Annotated in this window: 14 protein-coding genes and 1 tRNA gene; 11 read left to right on the forward strand and 4 right to left on the reverse strand. The window is 39.1% G+C overall.

The annotated features are described in order from the left end of the window. Positions 1-19 precede the first annotated feature (19 nt). Entirely contained in the window at positions 20-1,600 is a 1,581-nt protein-coding gene (locus H1A11_RS05135; protein WP_181757803.1) for a SusD/RagB family nutrient-binding outer membrane lipoprotein, read from the forward strand. A gap of 28 nt (positions 1,601-1,628) precedes the next feature. Here the strand turns inward: H1A11_RS05135 and H1A11_RS05140 are convergent, their stop codons facing one another. Then, the gene (locus H1A11_RS05140) at positions 1,629-2,945 is read right to left on the reverse strand and encodes a pyridoxal phosphate-dependent aminotransferase (RefSeq protein ID WP_117599478.1); all 1,317 of its coding nucleotides are present in this window, start codon (positions 2,943-2,945) and stop codon (positions 1,629-1,631) included. A gap of 165 nt (positions 2,946-3,110) precedes the next feature. On the opposite strand from H1A11_RS05140, the gene H1A11_RS05145 reads away from it, so the two are divergent. The 10 genes from H1A11_RS05145 (at position 3,111) to H1A11_RS05190 (ending at position 11,460) form a co-directional block, all read left to right on the forward strand. Then, positions 3,111-3,184: transfer RNA gene (locus tag H1A11_RS05145), tRNA-Asp, on the forward strand. 518 nt (positions 3,185-3,702) lie between these two features. Then, positions 3,703-4,080 (forward strand): DUF3853 family protein, encoded by a 378-nt coding sequence (locus tag H1A11_RS05150; RefSeq protein WP_181757804.1) that lies wholly within the window; start codon positions 3,703-3,705, stop codon positions 4,078-4,080. Continuing rightward, positions 4,061-5,161 carry a hypothetical protein gene (locus H1A11_RS05155; RefSeq protein WP_181757805.1) on the forward strand — a complete coding sequence of 367 codons (1,101 nt, stop codon included), beginning with the start codon at positions 4,061-4,063 and terminating at the stop codon, positions 5,159-5,161. Before H1A11_RS05150 ends, H1A11_RS05155 begins: the two co-directional genes overlap by 20 nt. Before the next feature lie 57 nt (positions 5,162-5,218). Continuing rightward, complete coding sequence (locus H1A11_RS05160) at positions 5,219-5,557, forward strand: hypothetical protein (protein WP_181757806.1); 339 nt, start codon at positions 5,219-5,221, stop codon at positions 5,555-5,557. Positions 5,558-5,846: 289 nt separating this feature from the next. Further along, positions 5,847-6,386 carry a hypothetical protein gene (locus H1A11_RS05165; RefSeq protein ID WP_255461531.1) on the forward strand — a complete coding sequence of 180 codons (540 nt, stop codon included), beginning with the start codon at positions 5,847-5,849 and terminating at the stop codon, positions 6,384-6,386. A gap of 70 nt (positions 6,387-6,456) precedes the next feature. Then, positions 6,457-6,912, forward strand: coding sequence for a leucine-rich repeat protein (locus H1A11_RS05170; RefSeq protein WP_181757808.1), 456 nt, complete (start codon positions 6,457-6,459; stop codon positions 6,910-6,912). A 243-nt stretch (positions 6,913-7,155) separates the two neighbouring features. Beyond that, positions 7,156-8,616, forward strand: a complete 1,461-nt coding sequence (locus tag H1A11_RS05175; protein ID WP_181757809.1) for a phage/plasmid primase, P4 family — start codon at positions 7,156-7,158, stop codon at positions 8,614-8,616. 225 nt (positions 8,617-8,841) lie between these two features. Further along, on the forward strand, positions 8,842-9,768 hold the full coding sequence (locus tag H1A11_RS05180; RefSeq protein ID WP_181757810.1) for a BT4734/BF3469 family protein: 927 nt from the start codon (positions 8,842-8,844) through the stop codon (positions 9,766-9,768). A gap of 4 nt (positions 9,769-9,772) precedes the next feature. Continuing rightward, on the forward strand, positions 9,773-10,927 hold the full coding sequence (locus H1A11_RS05185) for a phage/plasmid primase, P4 family (RefSeq protein WP_255461532.1): 1,155 nt from the start codon (positions 9,773-9,775) through the stop codon (positions 10,925-10,927). Between the two features lie 164 nt (positions 10,928-11,091). Next, on the forward strand, positions 11,092-11,460 hold the full coding sequence (locus H1A11_RS05190; RefSeq protein WP_120387437.1) for a zinc ribbon domain-containing protein: 369 nt from the start codon (positions 11,092-11,094) through the stop codon (positions 11,458-11,460). Between the two features lie 144 nt (positions 11,461-11,604). Here H1A11_RS05190 and H1A11_RS05195 read toward each other — a convergent pair whose 3' ends face one another. The 3 genes from H1A11_RS05195 to H1A11_RS05205 form a co-directional block, all read right to left on the reverse strand. Next, on the reverse strand, positions 11,605-14,004 hold the full coding sequence (locus H1A11_RS05195; RefSeq protein WP_181757812.1) for a sel1 repeat family protein: 2,400 nt from the start codon (positions 14,002-14,004) through the stop codon (positions 11,605-11,607). A gap of 207 nt (positions 14,005-14,211) precedes the next feature. After that, the gene (locus tag H1A11_RS05200) at positions 14,212-14,508 is read right to left on the reverse strand and encodes a hypothetical protein (RefSeq protein ID WP_181757813.1); all 297 of its coding nucleotides are present in this window, start codon (positions 14,506-14,508) and stop codon (positions 14,212-14,214) included. 58 nt (positions 14,509-14,566) lie between these two features. Further along, entirely contained in the window at positions 14,567-17,458 is a 2,892-nt protein-coding gene (locus tag H1A11_RS05205; RefSeq protein ID WP_181757814.1) for a DUF6035 family protein, read from the reverse strand. Positions 17,459-17,705: the final 247 nt, after the last annotated feature.

Consider the following 17,705-nt stretch of genomic DNA (forward strand, 5'->3'; position numbering starts at 1 on the left):
AGGGGGAGGGAGACTTGATATGAAGAGGATTATAGTACTGATTGGCATGGTTTTCGTGTTTCTGGCTTGTATGCGGGACTTTAAGGAAATCAATACGGACAAGTCCGGCGTGACGGACGAGGACTTGCAGGCCGACTATAACGAACATGGCATCCGTCTTGGAATCATCCAGCAAGGCATCTATTTCAATTACGACTACGGAAAGGGGAAGAACTGGCCTTTTCAATTGACCCAGAATTTGAATGCCGACATGTTCAGCGGTTACATGCACGATGCCAAGCCTCTGAATGGAGGTTCGCACAATTCGGACTACAACTTGCAGGATGGATGGAACAGCGCCATGTGGGGACATACCTATGAGTATGTTTTCCCGCAGATATATCAGTCGGAGAATGCCACACGTGACCGTATGCCTGCCTTTTTCGGCATTACCAAGATACTGAAGGTGGAAGTGATGCACCGTGTCACGGACTATTACGGCCCTATTGTGTATAGTCATTTTGCCGATCCCGAAGCCCGTTATATGCCTGACACGCAGAAAGAGGTCTATAATGCCTTTTTCTGTGAACTCGATACGGCTGTTGCTGTACTTTCCGATTATATTGTCGAGCATCCGAGAGCTTCGGAGTTTGCGCGTTTCGATATGTTGTTGGACGGTGATTATGACTCTTGGATAAAGTTTGCCAACTCGTTGAGGATGCGGCTTGCCATGCGCATCGCGGTAGCCAGTCCGGAGAATGCAAAAACGGAATTCCGTAAGGCGATGGATAATGAATACGGAGTCATTCGGGAGGCGGACGAGTCGGTGGCGGTTTCCACAGCGAGTGGATATACCAATCCGTTGGGCGAGATAAACCTTGTTTGGAATGAAGCTTATATGGGAGCGCCGATGGAGTCCATACTGAACGGATATGAAGATCCCCGTCGTGAAATCTATTTTGCCACTTGCCAGAATGAACAGTTTGCAGGCGAGTATCGCGGCATTCGTCAGGGTACATGCTTTGCACATAACTATTATAATACACTCTCAAAATTGAAAGTTACCCAGCAGACTGATGCAGTGTTGATGCCGGCAGCAGAAGTCTGGTTCCTGCGTGCCGAGGCTGCCCTACGGGGATGGACTGATGAGTCGGCGAAAATCTGCTATGAAGAAGGGGTAATGGCTTCTTTCCGTCAGTATGGCATCTTGCAGTCCGACGCTTATCTGGAGAGCAACTTGTTGCCTGCCGATTTTGTGGATACCTACGATATGGAGAATGATATTACCGCCCGTTGTCAGGTTTCGCCACGCTGGCTGGAGTCAGCGGATAGGGATACGAAACTGGAGAAGATTATTACCCAAAAATGGATTGCCATGTTTCCCGAAGGGTGTGAAGCTTGGGCTGAACAGCGCCGGACGGGGTATCCCCGGCTATTCCCCGTACGCTTTAATCACAGTAAAGACGGGTGCATAGATACTGAGACAATGATTCGCCGTCTGAACTTTCCCGGCGGACTGAAGACGGAGAATGCCGAGCAGTATGCCGCTTTGGTAGAGGTACTGGGTGGAGATGACAATGCCGGTACCCGATTGTGGTGGGATACCGGCATCAACTGGTAGAAACACCTTATTTATATAGGGATATTTTTTATTGGATGGGGTGATTCTCGGCAAAAATTGCCATACGTTCGTCCAACTGGTCGTACTGATGGTCTTGGATAAAGGAAGTGCAGGCACGTAATCCTTCCTGATGGCTTCCGGTGGTCACCAGCGAAATGGCGCTTACACCGTAGTACATTAGTTCCCGCGCAAGTTCTCCGCTACTCATGCCCGGGTAACCGATGGTGAAGTAGAAACCGTCGGCAACGGGATCACCCAAATCATTGTCGTATACCAAGTGGAAACCGTGGCGCAAGAAGATTTCTTTCAGGCGGCGGGCACGTTCACCGTATACTTTCACTTCATCAAGGAAGTTGTATTGACCTTCATTGGCTGCTTTAAGCATGGCGGCAAGAGCATACTGCGCAGAGTGGCTGGTGCCGGAAGAGAGCGCATAGAGTACGCGGTGGATGAATACTGTGCCGAAGGTGCCGCCGCCGTAGCGTTGTGTCAACCCGGGATAGGCCCGATGATACAGTTTGTCCGAAATGCAGCTGACACCGATACGTTGACCGGCATAGCTGAAAGCTTTGGAACCGGAAATGAGCAGCACGTAAAGGTCCGTATAGTGTGCCACAGAAGGTTGGTAAGGCGCTTGGAACGGTTTGCTCAAGTCTTGGCGGAAGTCCATGGCAAAGTAGGCGAGGTCTTCCAGCACAATGACGTCATATTTGGTTGCCAGTTCGCCGATGATGCGCAATTCTTCTTCTTTTAGGCAAATCCAGCTGGGATTGTTGGGATTGGAATAGACGATGGCAGAGATATTTCCTTTGCTGAGGTAACTTTCCAACTTCGCTTTCAACTTGTTGCCACGGTAGTCATATACGTCAAAGGTTTCATATTTCTGTCCCATCACGACCAACTGCTGCTTCTGTACCGGGAAACCGGGATCGATGAAGAGAATGGTATCCTTTTTCTCATCGCACTGGCTGCATGTGAGGAATGAAGCAAAAGTTCCTTGCATGGAACCGGTAACTGGTACGCAACCTTCGGGGGCTACATCTACATTGATAAAGGCTTTGATGAAACGGGATGCTTCCTGCTTCAAGGCGGGGAGTCCGTTGATGTCCGGGTAGAGGCTGGCAATACCATTCTGCAATGCCTCCACCTCTGCCTTTACGCCGACGGCTGAGGGGGGGAGTCCGGGTACACCCATTTCCATTTTTATGAATTCCACACCCGATGCCGCTTCGGCATTGGCTGCAATGGCTTTGACTTCACGGATGGTTGCTTTGGCAAAGTCTGTGATATGAAAATCTGCGATAGTTTCATCTATCAACTTACGTTCAATAGGAGTATTTCTCATGATTTCAATATTAATTTAGTTTTGCAAAGGTAACATAAATCTCTTATAATCAAGCTATGTTAAAAAAAAGATGATTTTTTTTCTTTCAAGCTATTGCAGATATAAGAATTTTGTCTACCTTTGCAACCGCAATCGAGAGAGATAGCAACGAAAGAATGAAATAATGGTGCGTTAGTTCAGTTGGTTAGAATACATGCCTGTCACGCATGGGGTCACGGGTTCGAGTCCCGTACGCACCGCTTAAGGAAAACAAGTGATAAGATAAGCCTCTGAGAATCAACATCTCGGAGGTTTTCTTTTTTCTGATACTCCCCCTCTTACTCCCCCGGTCTTTTATACTCATTTAACCCTCCTACGTTAAAGGCTGTGAAGAATATGTCCCAAAAATCCTTCGTAATGTTTTTCCGGCATGGACTACAGACCTTTCGTTACTATCCAAATTATCTTCCGTTCGCTTTTCTAACATCACTCAAAGACGTTTTAAATACCATTTGAACATAACGTCTGTTTCTTCTCCATTGGAATATACACCATGATACACTTTTATTCCCAAAGTGTTCCCAGAATGTTCCCAGAATCCCAATATTTTGCATTACCGTAAAAAAAATAATTGTATGTAATTTACTGATAAACAACGCTTTGATGTAATAAACATATGAGTTTGTGGCTGTTCCCAAGTAAATCATCCCTTTATTTCCCATCTTACCTTTGCTATGTCATTAAGACAAAAAGTATGACGAACTAAAATTTTAAAAAGATGGCACAGCAAAAAAATGAAGTACAATCGCTGTTGGAAAAAGCGATGTTCCAAGCAACTGTTGCAGATTTTTGGATGGCCGGCCTGGAGCTGGGAGTAATAAAAACAAATCAAAGGGATGAAGCGTCTCCGAAAGAGGTTTGTTCCGGTATCCCCCAATTTATAATAGGGGTAAAGGGACTTGCTGGATTTTTGGGTACTTCCGTTTCAACAGTCAACCGTTGGAAAGCTTGTGGTCTGCTTGATGATGCAACCCTGCAATGTGGGAAGGTAGTGATCTTTGAACTGCCTAAAGTAATTGAAATCCTACGTGTGAGTGACAAGAAAAACAAGTTTAACGTTAAAAGTAAAAAGTACAATGGAAAAGAGTCTAATTGATGAAGCAGTTTCCACACTGGATCTGCAAGGGTCAAATATGAAAGAATCCGCTGTAGAGGATAAGGATCTACAGGCAGGTGCATCTGCTGGTGATGCACAACAAACTAATTCAGAAGAAAACAAAGATGAAGTCCCAGAAGCAGTACCGATGAAGCTGACATGGGGAATGATCTGCACCATATCTGGACTACTCGAAACGGGTTATACTTTCGGGCGTATCAAGATCAATCGTGATATTGATGCGAAACAGGTCAAGAAAAAAATAGCTTCCATTCTGGCCTGCAAAGGTATCATATCTCCATTCCTTGTCGTACCTGCCATTGTTTGCCTAAAAGCGGGGCTGGAACTGGAAGACGAAAACAGAAATCCAATCACAGAGGATACCCCGAACCTTGATCTTATCCTTATTGTAATTGACGGGCAGCACCGCATGGAGGCTCTCAGGCAGTTGAACAAGAAACTAAGGAAAGAGGGTAAGACAGAATATGAGGGTTATGTCTATCTTCCTCTTATAAGCGAGTATGATGTTCCCACGTTGTTGAGAGAGGCCAATTCAGCAACGAGCCCTTGGGATGGTATGGATTGGGTGACACAACTTCTTGCCACTGCCAAAGAAAAAGGTATATCAACTGAAAAATTGGAGTGGGTAAAGGAGAAAGCCAAAACCGGATCTGATTCCGCTGCATGGTCTTGGGTAAATGGTGGCAAAACCAATTCAAAGACAGTCTGCATCAAGGCTTCAACCAATGATCAAAAACTGGAGGAGCTGGCTGATACTACATCATTCAAGGAGGACAAGAGACTCTATGAAGCAGCCGCCAAATCTTTTGAAGGAAATTCAGCCAAGGTTCTCGGTTGGAAAGTATTACCGGAATGGACTTACAAGCAACTGGACTCCCTGATAAAAAAGGATATGAAACGGAGTGAGGCCATGAATCTGTTGGTTGCATTTCTTGAAGGCATAGGAGCTACCAATGCACAGGAAATAAGCCAGATGAAGAAGAGCGCCAGCCAGAGCAAGGATAATATGATTATTGCCAAGTTGAACGAATTATTTGCTGATTCCAATTTTAAACACTAATCCCGGATTCCCCATCATGTGAGAGGTGATGGGGATTCTCTTAACAATGCTCAGAAGATGAAAACATTGAAACAATTTAAGGAGGATGGATATAGTATCTGTCTCCCCCAAAAGCCCAAACTTGATACCGGAATTATCAACAAGCTACAATGTCAGCTAATGTGTCCTACAGATAATGTCATAGTACATGTTATTCCGGTCAGTGATTATCTGATACGTAGAGTGTCTATAGTTGATGGGAACGGTGATCTTATAACTTCCCTTGATAACGGTTTGGAAAAGAAACTGGTTGTTGTAAGTAGTGACCTGAACCTTTGGTACGCTCTACAACAATCTGCTGTCAAGGATGAGGAAATAAATATTGAAACGATTCCCGGCAGATATATGAAATTCTAATTATGAAGTAAGTATAGGCGCCTGCTTACTTTCTTACAAGTAAAATTTATTAAAAAAATAAGATGATGGGAAATAAGATATTTTTCATTACAGGACCTCCTATGCCTGAGAATACCACAGGAATAGAGTATAACAAGTTAATAATCAATTAAAATCAAGAATCATGGTACAATTTAATTGTAACAACGGCAAATTATTTCCATCCTACAGATTGCCAATTCAGAGTAAAAAAGGATATGAATCATTATGTGAAGTAATGTATGAGTACTTAGGGAACAATGCCTGTCTTATGAATGAAATCAGTCAAAAGATAAGGGATAATACCAATCTGTATGAGAATTATTCAAAATCAGACCATTCCGATATCGGTCCACATTATAAGACCTTTCCGTCCATTGATCTGGGAGACGGTTATACAGTCCATATCGGCATGAACTGGCCGGAAAGGAAAGAGAACCTGCTCCTTTCCCTGACTAAAGACTTTGTTCTTGGAAACGGAGATGACAATATCACATTCGGAATGATATATCCTGATAAGCCGGAAGAGAGAGTGCCGGCCTTCCTTACCGAATCGTTTTTTGAAAGTTTCTCGCGTTCGACAAAGTTTGGAAAAGTTTTTTTCTTCCTTATCGCCAGTAAAGCGGGATATATCTCACAACAGTCCTCAGGAGAAGCCAGATGGCTGTTTCCGGAAGGGGTCGCTTTGGGTTATAGGAACAGTGATTTCTACGTATTCAATGAATTTACCGACCGGATTAAATTTCAGGAGGAAGAACTGACGGATGAAACAATAAAATGGCTTGACAACCTCCTATGGAGCATTAAATAGTAATTTCCAACCGGAAGAGGGGGAATTCAATGTTCTCCCTCCCATTAACAATAAATATAATTATCAGATTATGAAAAAATCAAAAGAAAACAGAAATACATTCCAAAAACAGATGTATTGCAAGAAAACAGAGATTGACTTGTCGAGAAGTGAAACAGAGTTATATTCCGACACCTTTTATGGAAACAAGACTGTCGAAAAGGTGGTGCTTCCGGATTATGCGGATACAGTACCGGCCAATCTGTTCAAGGGATGTATAAACCTGAAGGAAGTTACCCTCCCCATAGATCCGGATATTGACGAGTCAGCATTTGAAGGATGCATATCGCTGACTGATATTCATATTCCACTTTGTATCGGTAGTATTGCGGCAAATGCTTTCAAGGAATGTCGGGAAAATATCAGATTCCATGCCGACTCACCCGTTATCAACCCGAAAACACTGAAACAACATATCGAGAAGGAACTGGGACATAGTATCGAACTGTATGATATTTCCGGTAACTTGGTGGCATCAACAGACTGATAGAACCGGAAGACATTCACTTTCCACAAGACCGTTTTCATCATGGTTTCCAAAGAGAGGTTATGGAATCGGAAACGGTCTGTGGATTTGAAGAGAACAAGCAATAATTTAATCAGAATTCAGTATGGTGAAAAGCTATATTCTTTTCATTACAGGCCCTCCTATGCCTAAATATATTACGGTCGTAGAATGTAATAGGCTTATAAACAAGAAGATAACCAGTTTGAAACTTAAAAACAGTATATGAATAAACTAAAAAAGATACTTAAAGAGATCCTTGATAATATTCCAAAAACGGATTTCAAGGAGATTTATGCCGGTGGATTTTACCGGAGACTGGAAAAGGAAACCGATCCGGATGTGAAGAAACTTTTTCAGGAGAAGATCTATTCCATTCAGATCACTGATGAGAACAAATCCGTCCTTGTTGTCGAGAAAGTGAGGGAAGTAGCTGAACAATTGGGATATGGCCTGGTGATCAATGAGGGAAAAACGTGCTATCTGTATAACAAGATGTTCTGGGAACCGATAAACGAGCTTGACCTGAAACATTTCCTAGGCAAGGCTTTCCAGAAAATGGGAGCCGACAAATATACAGCCAGAAATGTGAGGATAGCGAACAAGGTCCATGAACAGGCCTGCTACTCACTTTACAGACAGACAGAACGGGATAAGGGTGTAGTTAAAATCAATCTGGCTAATACGACTCTCGTGATAGGTCATGACGGAAGCGTGAGGGAGCAGGAACATTCGGCCGATGACTATTTCTTCTACGTCCTGCCTTATGAGTACGACCCTAAAGCGATGTGTCCCATGTTTCATAAGTTTCTGGATGAAGTATTGCCAGCCAAAGATGTTCAGGAAGTATTGCAGGAGTTTGTCGGTTGCTGTCTCAATCCCTTCATCAAACTGGAGAAGGCATTGTGTTGTGTAGGTTCAGGATTCAATGGCAAGAGCGTGTTCTTCGAGATTGTGATGGCCCTGCTTGGCGAGGATAATGTCTGCTCCTACAACATAAACTCCTTGTGTGATGATAAAGGATACAGCAGGGCAATGATCAGGAACAAGCTCCTGAACTACAGCAGCGACTTCAACGGCAAGATATTCGCCAACGGTATCTTCAAGCAACTGACGAGTGGAGAACCCGTTGAAGCCAGAAGATTATATAAGGAACCGGAGATTTTAAAGGACTATGCAAGGCTCGCTTTCAACTGTAACTCCATGCCTTATAGTAGTGATACGTCTTTCGGATTCAGGAGGAGGTTATTGATTATCCCTTTCGATGTGAAGATAGACAAGAGTAAGGCTGACCCTGATCTGGCTAAAAAATTGAAAAGTGAATTGTCCGGCATTCTCATCTGGGCTATCGAAGGTCTGGGAAGATTTATCAGGAATGGAAAAAAACTCAGCAAGTCCTCTACACTTGAAAATTTGGAGCAGGCATACAAGGAGGATACGGATACAGTGGTCATGTTCCTGAGTGCCAAGAAGTGTGTTCCCGATAATGACAACAAGATAGGTCTGACTCCTCTATTCAACAATTATCGGGAATATTGCAGGGATAATAACCAGAAAGCCGAGACCAGGGAAAACTTCAAGATGAAACTGAAAAGCGAGGGTTATGTGGTGGAAGAGGATAACAAGAAAGGTGTGAAGATAGGTATAAACAGTTCCATGATTAGACTTTCCTCACTTTGTGATTAGATTACTTTTCTTTCCCTACCTCAAAGGGGGAAAAGGAGGGGAAAATGGGGGAAAAGAGGGGGGAAAAGCCTATTTTTTATAACTTTTTCAATTTCATCTATTCAGAAATCAGAAAAAAAATAGGTTTTAGGGGTTCCGCTTTCCCCTTTCCCCCCTTCTCTCTCTTGAGGACGGAAAGAAGAAAGATTAAATGAAATATTAACGAACAATTAAAATTTAGAAATTATGATTACAATAACACTCTTTAAACAGAAACCTTACAGTGAGGAATATACAAATCCCCTGACCGGTGTAAAATCATTCAAAGTTATGGAATATCCTCCTAACCATGTGGATATTGATCTGGTATTCGACATGATTAAACAGGAAAAACTGAAACCTGAGATTGATGCCATGAGATCTTTCTATGATACTGACCATTCAAAGTATTCCGAACTTAAGGGAAAATTACCAGTCTGTCTTTTCGCCGGAACATTCGGAAGATTCTGTAATGATGCTCTTATTGCTCCTTCGGGTCTTGTAGTAGTTGATTTCGACAAGATTCCGGTTCAAGAAATGGTTAATGTCTGGAATATGCTGGTTAATGATCCTTATACCTATGCTGCATTCCTTTCTCCTTCCGGTAGAGGTTATAAGGTTATTGTCCGTGTTGCCAATAATATAGATAACACCAGTCATAACGAATACCTTGACGCTTTGAAGGAATATTATAGCTCTCCGTTCTGGGATGACTGTTGTAAAGGAATATCCAGAGCTTGTTATCTAAGCAGTGACCCTGATCTTTATCAGAACAGGAACAGCAAGGTATGGACTATAAGAAAAAGTACTCCTCAACCAACGAATACAGGTAATCACAATCCTATAAGTCCTAAATACATAGTCTGTTCACCCAGTGAAGCAGCTAAAATCATAAATTTTCTGGAAGGTGGATTCTATAAATACCCGATGACACCAGGTCAAAGACATGATTCAGCCTTCAACAGAGCAAGGGAATTGGCTGAATGGGGATTTTCTGAGAGTGCGGCTTATGTCAATCTGAGAAAGTTCATAGAACCGGATTTTTCAGAAGAGGAGATAAAACGTGAAGTAAGGAATGCCTATAAGTGGGTTAATGATAAAGGTAATTTTGGTAGTAAATATAGAAAAATTTAAGATTATGGATTACAAAAAATTATTAGGGGATATAATCAATGCCATTCCCCGACCAACTACTTCAAACAAGAGGGGAACAAGTGCTGAAATATGCTACAAGATACAACAAGTGGCAATCAGGGTCGGTCATCCTTTTCAGACTTTCAGGGACCAGCATGTTTATTCCTACACCGGAAAGTATTGGGTCAGTATAGATGATTTTGACCTGAAGATATTTCTCAGGGAAGCTTTGGGGAAAATGACAAACAATATGGTAGAGGCATCACAAAGGGAAGTGGTGGAAGGATTGTTCAAGCAGTTTCCATATACGGTGATGGGATTGGCGGTAGAGCAGGACAAGGAGAAAATCAACTTTCTGAACGGTACTCTTAATCTTAAAACCGGAAGACTGGAACAACATCTGTATTCGGATTATTTCAGGTATGTTCTCCCTTATCCCTATAACCCAAGTGCGACGTGTCAGATGTTCATGAAGTACCTGGACAGAGTATTACCGGACAAGGACGCTCAAAAGGTTCTGGCTGAGTATATAGGCTGGATCTTTACCCCATTGAAACTGGAGAAGTGTCTGTTTCTCTATGGCTCCGGAAAAAATGGGAAATCGGTGTTCGTTGATATTGTCGAGGCTCTTTTAGGCAAGGAGAACATTTCCCATGAGTCTCTATCGGATATGTGTGGAGAGAACGGAGACAGAAGCAGGGCAAATTTATCCGGGAAACTGTTGAATACCTGCTCTGATGTAGCCCCAAACGCTTTCTCGGGGGATATTTTCAAACGTATCGCCAGTGGGGAGCCAATCAGCACCAGACAACTATATAAGGATGTTGCGACACTTACCGATTACGCCAAGATGCTTTTCTGTCTGAACGAGCTTCCGAAAACCAACGACAAGTCCAATGGATATTTCAGGAGGTTTCTTATCGTTCCCTTCAAAGTCCAGATACCCAAATCGGAAGTGGATCCGAAACTGGCTGAGCAGATTGTTTCTACAGAGTTACCCGGAATCATGAACTGGGTACTTGAAGGCAGAAAACGGTTAATCACTCAATCCAGTTTTACTGAATCTTCATTATGCCAGAAACAATTGGAGGAATATCGTTATGGCAGTGGAGTACGGAAGAAAATAAGACTCATTCTGCCTGAAGGATTCAAGTTATAAAAGAAAAGAGGGGACTGAACTCAAATTACAGTCTCTTAAAAAGCCTAATCGGTCTTAATTGGCAGGTTAGGCTTTAATGTCCTTATTATTATTTGTGCATTTCTATTGACTGAGATTGATATAATTTATATATTTGCAATATCATAAAATAAAAGCACTAATCTATGTATTGTAAAGGATGTGGAAAAGAAGTTGCCGACGATTCTAAATATTGTCAGTATTGTGGTATTAAGCTAGTAAATAATGCTGATGCCACCAACAAACGTTCTCTATTACTTTCTGCATTGGCGAGGGTTAAATTATCGAATAAAGCTAAAACCATCCTCTCTTACTATATGGTTTGGTTTGTTATTAATATGATATGTTTAATATTTTATGATAAAAATAGAGATGCAAGCGATTGGCTGTTTCCATTTGTATCCACAGATTTAAGATATTATGATGGTTCTGAATTTATATTATATACATTGTTAATACCATACTTGATATACTGGGGGACTACTCTTTATAATAAAAGTAAAAAATCTAACTAAATATGATTACCTCCCCCAGCTTACTTTCATCGGTAGACTGGGGTCAAGAGGAGACTGAACAATAATTGTCCGGTCTCTTTGTTCTTTTCAAAACCAATAGCACAGATATTTGTACACCAAAAAAATGGTCAAATACCAAAGGTATCAAAAGCGTATACCACAATTATATTTGTACAAGACTTCTGATTCAATTTCTTTATTAATGCGAATCCTTTTCCTATCATTGAAGTTTATGCTCACTGTTTCTCGAACTAATCCTTTCCAATCATTCCAATAACAGCACCTGACTTTAGCCACGTTTCCTATTAGTTCAACCTCTGGTAGAATATCATCGGCTATATTCGAAATATCGACCTTTGAGAATATATTTTCCCGACAAAAACCTGAAAGGTTAGAGATGTCTGATTTTGAGAAGACATATTGTCTGTTCTCATAATTGCCATGCCAAAAAGCTGGCAAAACCGTTGATGCTGTTGTCAACAAATATATTTGCCATGCACTCATTTCTGAACATGTAGCACCTACTTTTTCAATTAAAAGTCTCTTTTCCAATGCTTTTGTTGAATGACCGGTATCAATATAAAACCAAGAATTATCTCCTATACTGACATGCTGTGCAAAATATATTTTCAGTATTCCATTAAAAGTCAGTTCGTCCAAAATGGATAAAACGTCATGATTATATCCATCAGGCGGCATTGTTTCTTCATGCAAAGATTTCAAATACCTATGAAATACGCGACCTATCCAACCATACTCATTACTTTCTTTGATTAGACGAACAAGGATTTTCGCTTTCATCCGTACCTCCTCGATTTCTTCCTCGTCACTCTCCAACACATCATATTCTATAATCTGATTCAAGAGAGAGATTCCTTTGCCCATATCTTTAATGAGCGTGTTTCCTTTTTGTCGTTCTCCAAGTATATATAAAATTGCCAAATTCCACAAGCAGCGAATAGAAGGGCAAGGTTCTCCACAAACTTTCAATAGATATTCAATAGCATGTTCAAAATCACCAATACCCCATAATATACTGAAGGTATTTTGCATAGCATTCTTAGAACCATTTGATGCCGCAAGACTTAACCATCTCAGCCCTTCATCCATATCATTTTCGCAATTCAGCAAAAGAATGCCTATATTGTTTGCTACTTCATAGATTCCATCATTGTATGCTTGCACATAACAAGCCTTTATGTCATTATAAAATTGAATATTCTTTTTGAAGAGGTGAGAAAGCATGAACTCATTAAAATTTCCTGCACATTCGGCAAGACTACAAGGTTTACATACCGAAAAATCAGCAAAAGACCTGTTTCCAGAATCCACTACATAGTTTTTATCAAGATTATCAAAATACTTGGTATCTTTTAACGGATTATCAAAATACAAGTTTCTCGTTATGAGCTGAGATAGAATAAACACATCCTCCTGTCTAACCTTATTTTCTACTTTATCAGTTTTTTGTCCTTGAACTTCTTCGTTGTCAATCGACACACCGGGGTAGAATTCAACCACTTTCCGACAGTTCTCGCATACAGACACAACACCGGCATAAGACAATGGACCAAGGTCTATATTTACTTTATACCATACAAGCCCCTCTGATGAATTGCCACACTTCAGGCAAGGAAGTCTTTTGGGCTCACCCGGTATTTGTTCCTGCACATTATCCATGACATAGTCATACGCAAACGGTAACCGTTTAAAACTCCAATACCTAACTGTTGGATCTTGTAATGGGTCTGGCGCACACACCACATGGGTTACAATATCATCCTTAACTCTAAAAAGAACATACATCGGTTTATAACCCTCTACTTGGTCGTACACTGCTACATGACTATAATAATTGCAAAATTTGATACTTGTGCGTACATTGATACAATCATGCTTTAGTCGGTTTTCTTTATCTATCCAATATGATTCAAAATCAGCAATACCACTTAGTTCTTTGTGCTTATAAATAATAAGTTTTACGTTTTCTGATAGGAAAGGCCTTAGTATAGAAAAATCTTGATTATATCTGCAAAACGCAAATCTCTTTGCAATCTCAGTATATATATCATTAGGCAAAGAATCTTCAATCAGCAATCCTTGCCTATCTATCTCCATAGCATCCTTATCCTTTTGAGAAAGTTTCTCCTCAAAACCTTTTCCATATACATCATCCAAAGTAAAAGCTGTTTTATGAGTTTCATTATATTGAGACAAAGTCACAACCCTATCCGAAGTAACATCTCGCACTTTATAAACCGGATACAATCTTCTGTCCCTCGAAGATAAGGGCTTTGGCCGATTTCTATAATACATTTCTTTTAATGCGCTTATTGCAATAAAAGGCACTGCCAATACAAATAGAGGCAATAGAGATGAGATTAAGATTCTTATCCACAAAGCCGGAGTTTTGCCAAATAAGTCATCATCATCGCCATCAACACGTTTAGCATTCTTATGCTTGACATGTCTTACAATAATCCATACTATTGCTGATAGAGTAAGAATAGCATACACGATGCCTATAGTCAACCAAATATTCATATTTATATAAATTTGTAATTTCTGCAAATTCCTATCACCTCTAATGCAATCCAATTCAGAATTTTGTAACAAAAGTAATGATTCCAAAGGATTTGCTCTACCTCGAATTCACGTTAAGCTATAACATCACCAGTATCCATATTTAATACATACATTTAAAGATTATCCCAAAACTCCGGAGATTGTTGATTCATATCCAAATTATCCTTATATGTAATAAGGATTATCATCAATACTTCCCCAACCATCAGAATCCTCCTCAATATAATTCTCCTTTATTACATTATCTTCAAATTCTTCTACAAATTCAGGAGCACCTCCTATCATATCTTCTACCCTATCAAATTGCGCTCTTAACAAATCCTGTTCAACCTCTTCTTCTACATTATTATACTTTGCTTCAAGTGCTGCGTATACATCTTCTTGCTCACTAATAGAAACTTGATTATCAATAGTTTCGTGCATTACCATTTCATCATCCATAATTAAATCTTGTTTTTCCATTTTTATATCTCCTATTTTATTAATATGATTGAATATCTAAAAATTAAGTCTTTACTTCTCACGAAAGGATTGATATTATTTCCCAAATATGTTTCTTATAGAATTGGTCATAATCTATTTTTTTAAGTGTTATAGATTTACTCTTTTCAAGTTCTTCTACCGTATATTTACCCAAATTCGAACTATGCAGAAATATCTTTATCCCATTTAACTCACGTATGATAACACCATCCTTCTTCTTATAAAGGAATCTTCCTGTATAAATTGCTCCGAATGGTATATCTTTATCTTCAATTTTTATTTGTTGCTTTTCTCCTCTCACAGGAACAGCACTTAGGTATAGCAATGACCTTTCGACATTAACAAATGAAAAATATAATTCTTTCATATTTTGAGGCTGCAATCCCAAATTTCGAGCTTTATTTTGTTGACGAAGATTCATAAGAGCTTCCCGTTTACCAAGTTTGAAGATTAACATCTTTCTGTCATTTCTGGATATATATTCAACTTTTACGGGGCAATCTGCATCTATCTTTTCATCTATAATAGAAAAAGAGACACCACTAACCCCGACAAGTCTATCTTTATAGGAACCTATTTCATCATACTTACTGGGAACAACTATCGAGCCATCTTCACGTTCAATCCCCCATTTATCCATTTGAAGAAATTTCTCCATTCCATTATCCAATCTTCTACTCTTCTCCTTCAAGCTCTTACAATTACTATCTATAAAACCATTACAACCATCACATTTGACATTTGCTATATTGTCAGCGTTTAACTCACTGATATATTCATAATTACTTAAAATCTCATTCCCTTGAAAATCCACAATGCAATATAATCCATTGCGCATAGCTATAATTTTGTCTGAAGACCATATCTCCAGCTGAGAATAACAAGCTGGCGTTAAAGGAACCCCCTTTTTAGTCATAATTCCCCAAAGTAATGCACCATCTGTCTCCTTTACATATTTGTTACCTATAGGATTGAATTTTTCAATTCGCCTTATTCCAGTATTAAGAAGAGTATAGTTATTGTCGAACAAATCATGTAACTCATCTTTCGTTCCTTCATACCATCCTGTGTGAGGAGTAATTAATTCATATTCAAAAGCTATTCTTATTTCGCCATCGAATGTAATCAATCCACATTTTCCATCTTTCTTTCCAATTACATATCTTTGAGTACTTTTCATTATGGCATCCAACTCAAATGCTTCTGATAAGCGTTCCAACTTATCTTCTGTTTTCAAATCTTCTTGTTTTTGTCGCCATAATTCATCCAGTTCTTCAAGGACTCTTTTATTCTCTTTCTCAATATCTGAAATTTTCGATTGAAATTCAGGATGCGCTTCAATATATCTCTGTTCCGCATCAAAATAATACGGTTTGTATGTGCTATCATATTGTAAATCAGAGAGACAGACAAATGTTCCACCCAAACCATTTGAAGAATTCTCATTCAGGTACTCCCAACTCCCATCTGCCTTTAACCAATTGCACTTTAAAATGAGTTCACCTCTTTCCTCACTTTCCTTTTGAGCTTCTCTATCAAAAATGAAAACATTCATTTTATTATTATAATAAATATCTTTTGCCATCATATTATCCAGATTGACGTGTTCATCTTGTTCATCAAAATTAAAAATCCAAATGATGAATTTCTCATTAAGCCGATAGAACAAATCTCTTTCTGCAATTACACTGACAAAGGTTGTGCTTAATTGCAATTCAAATACAATTTCTTGTCCCCTAAAACTGGTCAAAATATCAGGACGTTTCCAATTTAGTATAGGGTGATTTCCTATAACGTTTTTTTCTACTTTTACGTCCGAAACACCAGGAGTCATTTCCAAGAGTTCAGCTATTTTATTTTTTAATCTTTTGTGACGCTCCCCTTCATTACATCGGGCATATTTTTCTCTATTAATATCCCTTCTGGTTCTTTCTGTCGTTGTTTTATAATCACATTCATCACTATCTTTGAAATGTGAAAAGAAACTAGCTTTACCACGTTCTATCTTCCGACCTGATATTTTAACTGCCTGACGACAATATTTGCATACTAATTTAGGCTTTTTCAAATATATTGATTTTTGCAATTCAGTTCTAACTTTAAAAATCGCGTTCTCCGGTTGAGCAAAAAAATCTCTTGCACTTATTTCTAAACCAGTGTCAGTATCAATAACAGTATCTATGGTACGTTTAGTTTTATCAACATAACCTAAATTTGTATTTCCTATAGGTTCTATTGTTATCATAGAACCTTCACCTACTATTATTTTCTGTTCTCCGCTATCTGTTTTTACCTTATTGTCTTTTTCTATCGTAGGCACTGACTTGCTCAATTCAGAAATCTTATTTTGCAATTCGACTTTCTCTTTATTCAAAATGTCAATTATTGCATCTTTAGTACAAATTTTAGCCTTACAATCCTTATACTCTTTATTTATGCTGTCATATTGCTCTTTGAGATTTTGATATTGCATCTTCAAGCTGTCTATTTGGTCTTGCATCTGTTCATCAGATATTTTTTCATTATCTTCATCTACAGATTCTAACGCTTGAATATTTGCTTGCAGTTCTTTAATAGCATTATCTTTTTTCCCAATTTCTATTATGTGGTTTTGGCTCTGTAACTCCAAAGATTTAACTTTTTCTTTTGTTAATGTCAATTCCTGTTTTAATGAACTAACACTTTCTTGTAACTGTTGAGATTCATTTATATTACTATTCAACTCATCCAACAAACGTTTTTTTTCATTTTGTAATACAGTATTCTCTTTTATTAGAATGTTATCTTTCTTTTCCAACGTTGCATTTTCCTCCAACAATTGTTTCGTTTTATCTGACAACACTTTGTTTTGTAACTGAATGCCTTTGATATCAATCTTAAAAACTCTCTTTAGAAGCCCCATTACAATATTCTTCATATAGTCTGCCATAATCACCCACCTTTTAAATTATACCATTTAAATAATATATTTATTGTTTATAAGACTGATTTAAATAAAAAAATAAAGTACTATACATATCCCTTTCACAATACCCGATAAGTTTTTTCACAAATACTTAAAATAGCATTACATGAGTTCGGAATAAGAATAAATATAATCTATTGTTAAATAAGAATATAACGATAAAAGTCTTAAACTTATAGTGTCAAGTTATAACATTTAAACGATCACCACT

The sequence above is a fragment of the Bacteroides sp. CACC 737 genome (assembly GCF_013874375.1).
Classification (GTDB): domain Bacteria; phylum Bacteroidota; class Bacteroidia; order Bacteroidales; family Bacteroidaceae; genus Bacteroides; species Bacteroides uniformis.